Source organism: Actinacidiphila paucisporea, from assembly GCF_900142575.1.
Taxonomy (GTDB): Bacteria; Actinomycetota; Actinomycetes; order Streptomycetales; family Streptomycetaceae; genus Actinacidiphila; species Actinacidiphila paucisporea.
Map to the genome: position 1 here is coordinate 123,730 of NZ_FRBI01000015.1, position 11,830 is coordinate 135,559.

Genomic DNA, 11,830 nt, shown 5'->3' on the forward strand with positions numbered 1-11,830 from the left:
CGGCGCCGAGTCACCGAAGCACCCGCCCGCCGTCCGGTTCGGGGCCGCCGGTGGTCCACGAGGTGCCGTCCGGGGCGATCGCCAGGGACCGGGTGCCCGGCAGCGACGCCAGCCAGGCGCGGGCGCGGTCGCCCATGGCGTAGCCGGCGGTGGCGTGGGCGTCCGCGTCGGTCAGGCTGCGCGTGACGACCGTGAGGGAGGCCAGCGCGGTGGCCGGGGGGAGGCCGGTGCGGGGATCGACGACGTGGCAGCCGCGTTCCGCGGGGCCGGAGGTGGCGACGGCCAGTTCCCCCTCGGCGTGGACGACGGCCGCCACGGCCCCGCTGCGCAGCGGATCGGTCACGCCGATACGCCACGGTCCGCCGTGCACCTGGACGTCACCGCCGCCGTTGACGCACACCGCCTCGGCGCCGGCCGAGGAGAGCATCGCGGCCGCCCGCTCCACCGCCCAGCCCTTGACCAGCCCCGTGGGGTCGAAGCCGCCCGCGTAACCGGCGCTGAACCAGCCGCCGCTGCGCCGTTCGGCGGCCTCGCAGAGCCTGAGCACCTCCCACACCTCCGGTGAGCACGCGGACAGCGCCAGTTCCCCTGCCGACAGCCGGCTGATCTGGCTCTCCGGCCGGTATGTCGAGAAGATCCCGTCCACGTGGCGCAGCCAGGCCACCGCGGCCTCCAGGGCGGCGGCGACGCGCGGGCCGGCGCCGCGTACGTCGAAGGAGAAGGCGGTGCCCATGGTGTGCTCGACCCGGCGCAACCGGCCGTCCGCGTCAGCCATGGTCAGCCACCGGCCTTGTCGAGGGCGCTCTGCAGGGACTGGATGTAGCCCTCGCTGGTGTACGTCGCCCCGGAGACGGTGTCGATGTGCGCGCTCTGCGCCGCCAGCGCCTCCTGGGTGAGCTCGGGGACGGCGAAGCCGGTGATCTCCTGGTCGCGGGGGTTGTCCTGCGGCACCTGGACGGCGGACACGGCGGTGATCTTGCCGCCCTGCAGGGTGATCCGCAGCTGCACGGGGCCGTACCGGGTCTGCACGGTGTCGCCGTCCACGGTGCGGGTCCCCGTCGCACCGGTCGAGCCCGCCCCCGCGGAGGGGGCCGCCGAGGGGGCGGACGGCTGGGGCGCGGGAGGGGCGGCGGCGCTGCCGGCTCCTCCCGTCGCGTGCGGCTTGAGGCTGAGCAGGAGGAGCACGCCGGTGACGGTCACCAGGATGCTGAGCAGGACACGCCGCAACGGGCGGTGGGTGAGGCTGTTCACGGGCGTCTCACAGTTCGAACGACTCGTGGTGGATGTGGCGGGCCGGCACGTCGGCGTGCCGCAGTGCTTCGTAGGACGCCCGTGCCATTCCCGGCGGCCCGCACAGGTAGACGTCGTGCCGCGCGATGTCGGGCACCGCGGCGCGAAGCGTGTCGGCGGTGAACCGGGGGCTGCGGCCGTCGGCCTGGTTGAGCAGGTAGTGCAGGCGGGCGCCGCGGGAGCGGGCTATGGACTCCAGCTCTCCGCGCAGCGCCAGGTCCTCGGCCCTGCGGGCCCGGTAGATGAGCGTCAGGTCGCCGGGCCTCGCGGGCAGCGACTCGAACAGGGCGCGCAAGGGTGTCACCCCGACCCCGCCGGCGAGCAGCAGGACCTTCTGCCGGGTCCTGCGGTCCGAGGTGAGGGCGCCGTAGGGCCCCTCGGCCCAGATCCGGGTGCCGGGCCGCAGCCGGGCCAGCGCCGCGCTGTGGCCGCCCACCTCCTTGACGGTGATACGCAGCAGGTCGGGCCGCGGCGCGGTGGACAGCGAGTACGGGCTCGCCGTCCACCGCAGCCCGGGAGCCAGGAAACGCCACCGCAGGAACTGTCCGGCGCGGGCCGCGAGCTCCGGCAGCCGCTCGCCGTGCACGATCACCGACACCACCCCCGGCGCCTCCCTGACCACGTACGCCACCCGCAGGCGGTGCCGCAGGTTGAGCCGTAGCGGGACCGCGATCCGGTACCAGAGCACGGCTGCCGCGGGCGTCACGTAGAGCGCGTACCAGAAGGCGCGGGCGAGCGGGTGGGAGGAGAAGTCGGCACCGAGGGCGAGCTGGTGCCAGAAGGCCAGGAAAATCGCCAGGTAGGTGAGCAGGTGCAGGTAGTACCAGGTCTCGTAGCGGACCCTGCGGCGCACCGCCCGGGCGGAGACGACCCCGACGGTGAGCAGCAGCAGCCCGCCGGTCGTGCCCTTGAGCATGTCGGGGTACGTCAGGACGACCGTCGTCGCCTCACCGACCAGGCCCCTGTGGGCCTGCACCGCGTAGCCCCAGAGGACCAGCGTGACGTGCGCGACCAGCAGGCACACCGTGTAGCGGCCCAGTGCGGAGTGCCAACGGGCCGTCCTGTCGCTGCCCACCCCCTGTTCGAGGACGGGGATCCGGGCCATCAGGCCGACGAGCAGCGCGCAGCAGTAGCCGCTGAGCAGGCCGGCGATCCGGCCCGCTCCGATGATCCAGTCCGCGGCGCCGACAACGGCGCCCGTGTCCTGCCACCACAGGGCCAGAACCACGGCCGCGCCCGCCCAGCAGAGGAACAGCACCGGTGCGGCGGGGGAGCGCCGCCCGCTGGGCGCCACCGCGTGCCGCACCGGGCGCGGGCTGTTCAAGGTGGTCATGGGAGGTCCTTTCCTTCGCCGTGCACCGCCACTGTGCAGGCGAAACCTCTCAACCAGCTCTGAGACCGCACTCCGGCGGAAGGACCACAGCTGATTCAGAGGAAGCCGAGAGCCTCGCCGCTGCCCGGCCAGGGCATGCTGGAGGGACCATGGACACCGCACCGCGCGCCCAGCCCGCGCCCCTCTCCCGGCCCGACGGGTCCCCGGTCCGCGTCCTCGTGGTCGACGACGAGCCCGACCTCACGGAGGTTCTGGCCGGGGTGCTGAGCTACGAGGGCTGGCAGGTGCGCACCGCGGGCGACGTCGCCACCGCCCTCGCCCAGGCCGCCGACTTCCAGCCGGACGCGGTGGTCCTCGACATCATGCTGCCCGACGGGAACGGCCTCGCGGCGCTGCGGAAACTGCGGGCGTCCAGCCCGGACGTGTGCGTGCTCTTCCTCACCGCGCGGGACTCCGTGGAGGACCGGATCGCGGGCATCACCGCCGGTGGCGACGACTACGTCACCAAGCCCTTCAGCCTGGAGGAGGTGCTCGCCCGGCTGCGCGGCCTGCTGCGCCGGGCCGGGATGACACGGGCACGCAACGACACGGCGCTGCTGGTGGTGGGCGATCTCACCCTCGACGAGGACGCCAGGGAGGTCACCCGCGGGGGCGAGCCGATCGACCTGTCACCGACGGAGTTCGAACTGCTCCGCTATCTCATGCGCAATCCGCGCCGCGTGCTGAGCAAGCCGCAGATCCTGGAACAGGTCTGGTCCTACGACTTCGGCGGCGAGGCCCACGTGGTGGAGCTGTACATCAGCTACCTGCGCCGGAAGGTCGACGCCGGCCGCAAGCCGATGATCCACACCGTGCGAGGCGCGGGATACGTGCTGAAAGCCGCGCCGTGACAAAGCGGAGCGCCGTGACGAGGCTGCGTGCCGTGATGCGGCGGATGGTGCCACGCACCCTGCGGGCCCGGCTCACCTGCGGCCTGGTCGTGCTGCTGGCACTGAGCTGCGCGGCGGTGGGGATCGCCGCCGTCGTCACCCTGCGCTCCTTCCTCACCGAGCGGCTGGACCAGCAGCTCTCCCAGGCCGGCGGCACCTTCCCCGCCAGCCTCGAACACCACGGGTCCCACGAGCCGGACGCGGACAACGCGCACGTCGACACCCGCCGCCAGGTGCCCGGCACGTTCGGCGCCCGGCTGCTCCACGGGCAGGTCACCGCGGCCGGCGTCGTCCGGTCAGGCGCGGACACCTCGGTGACGCTGACGGCCCGCGACAGAGCAGCGATCGCCGCGGTCCCCGTGGACGGGCACACGCACGCGCTGGAACTCTCGGCGCTCGACGACTACCGGGTCAGGGCCGTCACCGGGGACGACGGGGACGTCCTGGTGACCGGGCTGCCGCTGAGCGGCGTGCAGGACGCCGTGGCCCGCCTGGTCATGGTCGAGGGCGCCGTCTTCGGCGGGGCGCTGCTGGTCGCGGGCGCGGCGGGTGCGTTCTGGGTGCGCTGGTCGCTCCGGCCGCTGCGCCGGGTCGCCGCCACCGCGGCCTCGGTGACCGCCCTGCCGCTGGCCAGCGGTGAGGTGGCGCTGCCCGACCGGGTCCCGGACACCGATCCGCGGACCGAGGTCGGCCAGGTCGGCATCGCGCTGAACCGGATGCTGGGCCACGTCGAGAACGCGCTCGGCAAGCGGCACGCCGGCGAGGAGCGGCTGCGCCGCTTCGCCGCCGACGCCAGCCACGAGCTGCGTACCCCCGTCGCCTCCATCCGCGGCCACGCCGAACTGGCCAGGCTCCACCCCGAGCCCGTACCGCCCGGGGTGTCCCGCGCCCTGGAGCGCATCGCCGCGGAGTCGGCCCGGATGGGCGGTATGGTCGACGACCTGATGCTGCTCGCCCGCCTCGACGCCGGCCGGCCGCTGGCCCGCGAACAGGTCGACCTCACGTTGCTCGTCCTGGACGCCGTCGACGACGCGCGCGCCGCGGGCCCCGGCCACCGCTGGGTCCTCGACCTGCCGGAAGCCCCGGTCACCGTGACCGGGGACGCGTTGCGGCTCCAGCAGATCCTCGGAAATCTGCTGGCCAACGCCCGCCTGCACACTCCGGCCGGCACCCGGGTCACCGTCCGGCTCCGCCAGGACCAGGCCGCGTCCCGCCTCGTGGTCGAGGACGACGGCCCCGGCATCCCCGCGGACATCCGCGACACCGTCTTCGAGCGCTTCGCCCGCGCCGACCACACCCGGCCGGGGCCCGAGGGCCGCGGCGCCGGACTCGGTCTCGCGATCGTCACCGCCGTGGCCACCGCCCACGGCGGCACCGCGGAGGTACGAAGCCGCCCGGGTGCCACCGAGTTCACGGTCACGCTGCCCAGGTCCGTCCTATAGTCGGCAGTTGTCGCTCGAAACGCGGAGCGCCGGGACGGCTGGAGCCCGGTGAAAGGGGAGGGCCTGGGATGCAGGAGAAGCCACAGGACGGGGACACGGTGTCCAGGCACGCCCGGTTGCGGGCGGCGGTCTCGTACGACGGGCAGTCGTCCGTGATCGGTCAGGCGCGCGATTTCACCGGGGTGTTCCTGGACCGGGCCGCGGCGCGGGGCGTGACGGTGGGCGCGGTGCAACGCGGGGACGCCCTGCTGGTGGTGAGCGAACTGGTGACCAACGCGGTGCGGCACGCGCCAGGCCCGTGCACCCTCACCCTCGACCTGGACGGTGATCTGCTGGAGATCGCCGTGACCGACACCTCCGCGCGGCCGCCGCGGGCCCAGCTCTTCGAGCCCGAGCGTGTCGGCCAGCACGGACTGGAGATCGTCACGGCCGTGTGCTCCACGGTCGTCACCTCCGTCACCGACCGCGGGAAGACCGTTCGCGCCCAGCTCATGGTCTTCTGAGGCCCGCCCCGCCGCAGTTGTCGCGGTGCACCGGAGTTGACACCGGCAGGACGATTGCGCTGGGCTGAAGACCAGGCCGCTCCCGCGGTCGGCGGTACCGAGGCCGCCCGGAAAGGTGGCACATTGTTCAGCGAACGCCTGCAGATCCGTACGACTGTCACATCCCGGGGCATCACGGTGGTCACCCCCGCCGGGGAGGTCGACCACACCGGCGCCCCCGCCCTGGAGGAAGTCCTCACCGCGAGCGGCCGGCTGCCCTGCGCCGTGGTCGACTTCTCCCACACCGCTTTCATCGACTCCAGCGGGATCACCGCCCTGCTCCGCGCCAACCGGAGCCTGCGTGCCGCGGGCGGCTGGCTGCGGCTGAGCAGCATCCCCGAAGGACCCCTGCGCGTCATGCGGATCGTCGGCCTGGACCACGTCATCGACGTGTACCCGACCCTGCACGCCGCCCTCCGGACGTAGCAGCTCCCCGGCGGCGGACGCGGCTGAGGGTGAGCGGTGTCATGACAGCGCTGTGCTCAGACGTACGGTGGTGCCGCGCTCGGCTGTGGAACGTATCTGGACGAGGTCGCACAGCTGGTTGACCAGCCACAGGCCGCGGCCGCCGATCTGCTGCGGCGTCGGACGGTAGCGTCCCACCAGGGGATCGCGGATGTGGCCGCTGTCGTCGAACTGGCAGATGAGGGCGTCGTCGCTGACCCAGGCCCGCAGAGTGCCGCGGCCGCCGCCGTGCCGGACGCTGTTGGCGGCCACCTCGGTGGCGGCCACCAGGAATTCCTGCAACCGGGGGCCGGTCAGTCCGTGCCGTCGGGCGCAGGCGGCGACCCTGGCACGCACCTCACCCAGGTCACCCGCACCGTAGACCAGTGACTGCTCGGGGTCGCGGGGCGCGGTCAGCTCGTCGAAGGGGAAGGGGCCGTCGGCGAAATGCGGGTTGTCGCCGTGGACGCCTTCGACGAGGTGGTAAGGATGGCAGCGGCGCGCGGAGTCCAGCACGGTTTCCTCCACGACGGCGGTGTCGTACGGGCACAGCAGCCACCAGGCGGGGGAATCGATGAACGTCCGGTTGACCAGCCACTCGTGGTAGCGCAGCTCGCCGCGTTCGGCCGGCGTCGCGGTCGCCCACGGGGACTCGCTGATACCGCGCACGGGCAGGCCGTGGCCGAAGCTCTTGGCGATCCAGTCCTTCCAGGCGGGGATGAGCCGCCCGGGGTTGCGGCCCAGCGCCCCGGTGTCCATGAAGGTCACCCGTTCCCGCCCGGCGCCGGCCCCCACCGCGTCGCGCAGCACGGCCCGCTTGTCCTCGCCCACGGCGACCAGCACGGTCTCGTCGGCGTCCAGCGCGTCGTGGATGAACGTCACGGCGCCCTGGAGGAACGCGGCCTCGCCCCGATAGGGGTACAACTCGTGGCGGAAGACCGGCGTGCCGCCGGTGCGGGGCGAGGCGGCCGCGGGCGGTGAAATCATGGTGCCAGCTCCACGGCGATCGTCGGGTCGTTGAAACCGAGCAGCTCCCAGCACTTGCGGACGGTCGAGTTGCAGCCCTCGACCAGGATCCTGCGGCCGGGGAAGGCGCGTGCCGCCTCGGCGAGCGTCTGCATGCCCGCCACGTCCATCATGTCCAGGCCGTGGCAGAGCAGCCGCAGCGTGGCCGTGGTCCGCAGGAGTTCGGTCACCGCGGTGCGAAAGGCGTCGACGCCGTCCGCGTCGACCACCCCGCTCACCGTCCAGCGTCCCTCCCCGGAGCTGAACAACTGGAAGGACGGCGCGCGGGCGGGGCTTCCGGCGAAATGCGGATGCAGCGTCGCCGCCTGCTCCAGGATGTGGGGGAGGAAGGCGCGGCCGGGATAGGCGCACACCACAGCCGCCGCCGTGCCGCTGCCGACGAGCGCGTCCAGCTTCAACTCCTGGTCGGCGATCTGCTGCGGCGTGGCGCCGGCGGGCCAGACGTGGTCCATCCGGGCGAGCACCCGCAAGGCGCGGTAGCCCTGGCGGCCGGCGGTCTCCGCCTCCTGCCGGACCAGGGACACCAGCGAGTCCGTGCCCCAGGCCGAGCCGCCGGCGGCCGGATCGATGAGCAGGGCCTGCGGGGGTCGCCACTCCGGCCACGCGGTGGACAAGGGCCCCAGGACCATGAGTTTGTCGCCGATCTTCGCGCCGTCGTGGAGGTAGTCGTAGGCGGTGCGCCGGAAGTCGTCGTCGGCGGGCACCAGCCAGCACACGTGGTCGCCGACGTTGACCGGAGAGAGGCTGGCCGCGTTGCGAGCGATCCTCACAGCGTTCTCCTCGTCTCGTGCCGCCGACTCGAGCAGCGGTTCAGCGCGGTGTTCCGCTTCTCGAGGACGACAGGTCAGGTGCTCCCTCAGCCCGCGTACCGGGCGCGGGCCCGCGATCGTGCGGGCCACTCGTGACGGTGGGACCCGGGATCACCGGCCCCGACGGTCTGTTGGAAAAGGTCGTCATGCAACTCATCTGCCCAGTAGGCGCGGTTCAACCGCGCACGCTGCCGCGCATCCGCAGGCCCGGGCGCCAGGAGCCTGTCGCCGGTCGGCCGGCGGCAGAGCGCGGACCGGCAGGGCGGCGGCCCTACTTCTTGGGCTTCTTGGGTTTCCTCGGCTTCTTGCCGGATGAGCCGTCGTCGTGTGCCGGGGGTGCTGCCTGGTGGGTGGTGGCGGCGGGGCCGGCGGCCGGCGGGGGCGGGGCGGTTGTGGTGGCCTTCGCGGAGGCGTGGCCGGGGGAGGCGGCGGTGGATGCCGCCGGCCGGGCGGCCGTGGGGGAGGACATGGAGTGTGGCGAGGCCGCTGCCGGTTGGGAGGGCGCCGGGCCTCGGCCGTTACCGGAGGTGGGGTCGGACAGGGCGAGGATGCCGGCGGCCGTGGCGCCCAGCGTGGCCGCGGCCGCCGTTCCGATCACCAGCCGTTGGCGCCTTTTCGACCGGGGAGGATACGCCCGGGACGGTGTGGTGGGGTCGAGCGCGGGCGCCGGACCCGGCAGGGGCCGGCGAGTGGTGCGGGTCGTGGTGGTGCCGGGCGCCGGGCCGGGGCTCCAGTGGCGCAGCCAGCTCTCGGCCTGTTCCGCGGTCGGGCGTTCGGCGGGGTCCTTGGCCAGCAGGCGCAGGATGTACTGCGAGAGCGCCGGCGGGATCGCCGGGTTGCGCTGGTGCGGCGGTTCGGGCTCGGTGTGGACGTGCTGGTAAAGGATCGCGGCGGGGACGTCCGCGGTGAAAGGCGGCGCGCCGGTGAGGAGCTGGTAGAGCGCGCAGCCCAGGGCGTAGACGTCGCTGGCGGTGGTGGCGGGACGGCCCAGGGTGCGTTCGGGGGAGAGGTAGGCGACGGTGCCTATGACCTTTCCGTTCGAGGTCGGTACCAGGGCGGCCGTGGTGTCCTGCGTGAAACGGGCGATGCCGAAGTCGGCGATGCTGACGTTCCCGTCCTCGTCCAGGAGCAGGTTGGCGGGCTTGATGTCGCGGTGCACGATGCCGTGCCGGTGGGCGGTGGCCAGGCCGGCGGCGATCTGCGCGCCCAGGGCTGCCACCCGCGGGGCGTCCAGCGCGGCGACGTCCTCCAGCTCCTGGGCCAGCGAGCGGCCGGTGACCAGTTCCATCACCAGATACAGGCGGTCCTGGTCGGCACCGAAGTCGTACACCGTGACCACGTGCGGGTCGTTGAGGTGTGCGGCCGTGCGGGCCTCCAGCGAGAACCGCTGGGTGGCGGCCTGGTCGGGGGTTTTCTCGGTCAGCACCTTCACGGCGACCGGGCGCCCCAGCGTTTCGTCCCAGCCGCGCCACACCTGGCCCATACCGCCGCGGCCGATCAGCGCGTCCAGCCGGTAGCGGTCGGCGAGCAGGAGGCGTTGGTGCGGGTTCCGCGCCTTGTCCGCCTCGCCCTGGCCTCGTCCCGGATCTGTCGACATGGTCGCCATCTACCCCGCGCGCCCCGCGCCACTCGCCCGCTTTCCCGGCCCGCCGGCCGCGCTGCGGGAGGCCGCGCCACCGCCGGCATCGCCACCGGAAGCCGGGCCGCCCCGGTACGGCCCGGCAAGATCCGCCGGACAGGCCCTAGGTCCGGAGGGCCCCGCCGAGGCTCGGGTAGACGTCGATGACCTGGTCGATGCCGACGATCCGCATGGCACGCAGCGGCGTGTCGGGGACGCTGCTCAGGCGCAGCCAGCCGCCGGCGGCCCGCAGGGTGTGGCTGGCGCGGAGCAGGGCGGTGATCCCGCTGGAGTCGATGAAAGTGATGTGCGGGAAGTCCACGACGGCGCACGGCAGCCGGCCGGTCTCGGTGAGGGCCGCCTCCAGCGCGGCGGCGCTGCCGTAGTCCAGTTCGCCGGCGGGGGTGATGACCGTGACGCCTCTGGGGGTGACGGACGTACGGATCTGTATGCGTTCGCTGGGCAAGATGCCCACCTTTCCGGACGGCTTCGACACCGCCGGCTGTTGGAGAGGGCCGGCCGTCAGGCCTGCCCATCCGTCCCGCCGGTCTGTGTCTTCCCGCAGTCGGACGGGCCGGCGCGGATCTCAGAGGACCAGGATGCGGGCGCGGACGGTTTTCCCGCGCTCGGTGGGTTCGACGGCGACCCCGGTACACAGGGCCACGACTATTTCCAGCCCGTGCTGGCCGATGCGGCGCGGCTCGTAGGGCTGCGGCTGCGGTGGCAGCCGCGAGGTGTCCGACACGGCGATCTCCAGCAGGTCGCCGTGCAGGGCGAGAGCGAGGGTGCACGGTCCTGGCGCGTGCCGCACCGCGTTGGTCACCAGCTCGCTGGCCACCAGCAGCGCGTCTCCCCGCGGCACGGGGGCCACCTGCACACCCCGCACCGCGGCACGGTCCAGGAACGCACCGACGAAGCCCCGCGCCTGGCCGATCACGGGCACCTGCCCGTCATAGGAGGCCACCGCCCGCAACCGGGCCCGCCGGGACATGGTGCTCCCCTCCTGCGGTATCTGTTGCACCGAAGGCCCCCTCTTCCGACGTCAGGCTTGTGCCTGGCACCCGCGCCTTGAGCGAAGGTGCCGTAGAGGGCGTATACCACGCTCCGCCCGCCGCATGCCTCCGGCGTGTCCGGTGAACTCTCGCACGGCCGCCGCCCGCTGTGAGACGGAGGGCTCCGGTATGAGCGGGAGTGATCGCCGTCGCCTACGGCTGTCCGCACGCCTGTACGCCCATGAGCGTATTTCCCACCCCCGGCGGCGATGGGAGCCGGTTCGGCGGCAGGGCCTCCGCACGGCGGCCGAACCGGACTGCCGGAGTTCGCCGGTGCCTTCCCGGGGCGCCCGCCGACGAGCACCTCCTGCCGGTGGCCGCCGGGCGCCGCACGCTGACGTGCGGGTTTCCGGAAGGCGGGAACGCCTGTTCGCGGAGACTATGCCAGACGGTTTTGCCGGCTGGCGCATTCGCCGGGGGTGCGCTTTTCGGACGCCGGATTGGCGATTTCGAAAGGCCGAAAAGCGCCGGGAGGGCTTGCCGGCACCGGTCGGCCATGGCTGTGCGTCAGTCCATGGCCAACGCTTATCGTGCATATATATATTCGTTCAATGCGGAACGATCGAATAACGCGCGGTCACCCGCAGGTCCCGGCCCGCTTCGAAACTTTGTCCGCCTCCGCGGGGCCCCTGTCTACCCAGACTTTCCCGCTTGAATCAGAGAGGTTCCGCCGCGCCGTCGGCGACCTGCTTTGAACCGGCCATCTCCGGGCCGGTTCCCCGGCTTTCTGTCACGCGGTGACGCCTCATGTAGCCTGACGTGACTGCGATGAGGGGTCACTCTCGTCGCGGATCCGGCGCCTTATGGCGACCGGCCGACAATGAGATGAAACGTCGCCGACGAGAACAGGTGGAGTTGTGGCTAATCCTTTCGACGACGAGTCCGGGACATTCGTGGTTCTGGTGAACGACGAAGGCCAGCACTGTTTGTGGCCGGCCCATATCGACATTCCGGGTGGTTGGCGGGCCGACGGCCCTGAACGGTCCCGCCAGGAGTGCCTGGACGCGATTGACACGTCGTGGACCGATATGCGCCCCGCCAGTCTGGTCCGGGCAATGGAGGCCGACGCCCGCTGAGCGGGGTCCCGGCCCTCCGAGAGCGCCCGGCCCGGCGAGTCCGCGGGCGCTCCCACCCACATATCGCATAGTCGCGTCGCCTTCAGGGCGGCGAGCGGGTCTGCGGGATTTCTCGCACGGGCTCACCCTGCCCGTGGAGAAGTAGCGCGGGCTGCTGACGCCTGAACGCGTGCTTTTCCTTTCCTTTGTGTCGGGCTGCCGTCGATGCAAGGGAGTACGGCTTGGCCGATTCCGCGCCATTCCTTCATCAACCGTCCCCGAGAACCCGC

Annotated in this window: 13 protein-coding genes; 5 read left to right on the forward strand and 8 right to left on the reverse strand. The window is 72.7% G+C overall.

Features of this window, described 5'->3' with window-relative positions:
* Window positions 1–10: 10 nt before the first annotated feature.
* From BUE44_RS22230 to BUE44_RS22240, 3 genes are read right to left on the reverse strand one after another with little or no spacing between them, the layout of a single operon-like run.
* Window positions 11–775 (reverse strand): FAD:protein FMN transferase, encoded by a 765-nt coding sequence (locus BUE44_RS22230; RefSeq protein ID WP_235002348.1) that lies wholly within the window; start codon window positions 773–775, stop codon window positions 11–13.
* Between the two features lie 2 nt (window positions 776–777).
* Complete coding sequence (locus BUE44_RS22235) at window positions 778–1,251, reverse strand: FMN-binding protein (RefSeq protein WP_073500741.1); 474 nt, start codon at window positions 1,249–1,251, stop codon at window positions 778–780.
* A 7-nt stretch (window positions 1,252–1,258) separates the two neighbouring features.
* On the reverse strand, window positions 1,259–2,623 hold the full coding sequence (locus tag BUE44_RS22240; protein WP_073500742.1) for a ferredoxin reductase family protein: 1,365 nt from the start codon (window positions 2,621–2,623) through the stop codon (window positions 1,259–1,261).
* Between the two features lie 149 nt (window positions 2,624–2,772).
* On the opposite strand from BUE44_RS22240, the gene BUE44_RS22245 reads away from it, so the two are divergent.
* From BUE44_RS22245 to BUE44_RS22260, 4 genes are all read left to right on the forward strand, one after another.
* Window positions 2,773–3,513 carry a response regulator transcription factor gene (locus tag BUE44_RS22245; RefSeq protein WP_073500743.1) on the forward strand — a complete coding sequence of 247 codons (741 nt, stop codon included), beginning with the start codon at window positions 2,773–2,775 and terminating at the stop codon, window positions 3,511–3,513.
* 35 nt (window positions 3,514–3,548) lie between these two features.
* Window positions 3,549–4,994 carry a sensor histidine kinase gene (locus BUE44_RS22250; protein ID WP_073500780.1) on the forward strand — a complete coding sequence of 482 codons (1,446 nt, stop codon included), beginning with the start codon at window positions 3,549–3,551 and terminating at the stop codon, window positions 4,992–4,994.
* A gap of 68 nt (window positions 4,995–5,062) precedes the next feature.
* Window positions 5,063–5,497, forward strand: coding sequence for an ATP-binding protein (locus BUE44_RS22255; RefSeq protein WP_073500744.1), 435 nt, complete (start codon window positions 5,063–5,065; stop codon window positions 5,495–5,497).
* Window positions 5,498–5,620: 123 nt separating this feature from the next.
* Window positions 5,621–5,962, forward strand: coding sequence for an STAS domain-containing protein (locus BUE44_RS22260; RefSeq protein WP_073500745.1), 342 nt, complete (start codon window positions 5,621–5,623; stop codon window positions 5,960–5,962).
* 39 nt (window positions 5,963–6,001) lie between these two features.
* Here the strand turns inward: BUE44_RS22260 and BUE44_RS22265 are convergent, their stop codons facing one another.
* The 5 genes from BUE44_RS22265 to BUE44_RS22285 all read right to left on the reverse strand — a co-directional run bounded on the left by BUE44_RS22265 (window position 6,002) and on the right by BUE44_RS22285 (window position 10,424).
* Entirely contained in the window at window positions 6,002–6,967 is a 966-nt protein-coding gene (locus BUE44_RS22265) for an anti-sigma factor RsbA family regulatory protein (RefSeq protein ID WP_073500746.1), read from the reverse strand.
* Entirely contained in the window at window positions 6,964–7,776 is an 813-nt protein-coding gene (locus tag BUE44_RS22270) for an MEDS domain-containing protein (RefSeq protein ID WP_073500747.1), read from the reverse strand. The genes BUE44_RS22265 and BUE44_RS22270 overlap by 4 nt, the downstream gene beginning before the upstream one ends.
* Before the next feature lie 310 nt (window positions 7,777–8,086).
* Window positions 8,087–9,412 (reverse strand): serine/threonine-protein kinase, encoded by a 1,326-nt coding sequence (locus BUE44_RS39320; RefSeq protein ID WP_079189973.1) that lies wholly within the window; start codon window positions 9,410–9,412, stop codon window positions 8,087–8,089.
* A 145-nt stretch (window positions 9,413–9,557) separates the two neighbouring features.
* The gene (locus BUE44_RS22280; protein ID WP_159450276.1) at window positions 9,558–9,899 is read right to left on the reverse strand and encodes an STAS domain-containing protein; all 342 of its coding nucleotides are present in this window, start codon (window positions 9,897–9,899) and stop codon (window positions 9,558–9,560) included.
* Between the two features lie 120 nt (window positions 9,900–10,019).
* Complete coding sequence (locus BUE44_RS22285; RefSeq protein WP_073500748.1) at window positions 10,020–10,424, reverse strand: ATP-binding protein; 405 nt, start codon at window positions 10,422–10,424, stop codon at window positions 10,020–10,022.
* A gap of 918 nt (window positions 10,425–11,342) precedes the next feature.
* On the opposite strand from BUE44_RS22285, the gene BUE44_RS22290 reads away from it, so the two are divergent.
* A complete protein-coding gene (locus BUE44_RS22290; protein WP_073500749.1) occupies window positions 11,343–11,561 on the forward strand; it encodes an MbtH family protein in 219 nt (72 codons plus the stop codon).
* Window positions 11,562–11,830 lie beyond the last annotated feature (269 nt).

Coding starts and splice junctions, on each gene's coding strand:
- BUE44_RS22230 (WP_235002348.1), bottom strand. CDS start 775: ATGGCTGACGCGGACGGCCGGTTGCGCCGGGTCGAGCACACCATGGGC.
- BUE44_RS22240 (WP_073500742.1), bottom strand. CDS start 2,623: ATGACCACCTTGAACAGCCCGCGCCCGGTGCGGCACGCGGTGGCGCCC.
- BUE44_RS22245 (WP_073500743.1), top strand. CDS start 2,773: ATGGACACCGCACCGCGCGCCCAGCCCGCGCCCCTCTCCCGGCCCGAC.
- BUE44_RS22250 (WP_073500780.1), top strand. CDS start 3,549: ATGCGGCGGATGGTGCCACGCACCCTGCGGGCCCGGCTCACCTGCGGC.
- BUE44_RS22255 (WP_073500744.1), top strand. CDS start 5,063: ATGCAGGAGAAGCCACAGGACGGGGACACGGTGTCCAGGCACGCCCGG.
- BUE44_RS22265 (WP_073500746.1), bottom strand. CDS start 6,967: ATGATTTCACCGCCCGCGGCCGCCTCGCCCCGCACCGGCGGCACGCCG.
- BUE44_RS39320 (WP_079189973.1), bottom strand. CDS start 9,412: ATGTCGACAGATCCGGGACGAGGCCAGGGCGAGGCGGACAAGGCGCGG.
- BUE44_RS22285 (WP_073500748.1), bottom strand. CDS start 10,424: ATGTCCCGGCGGGCCCGGTTGCGGGCGGTGGCCTCCTATGACGGGCAG.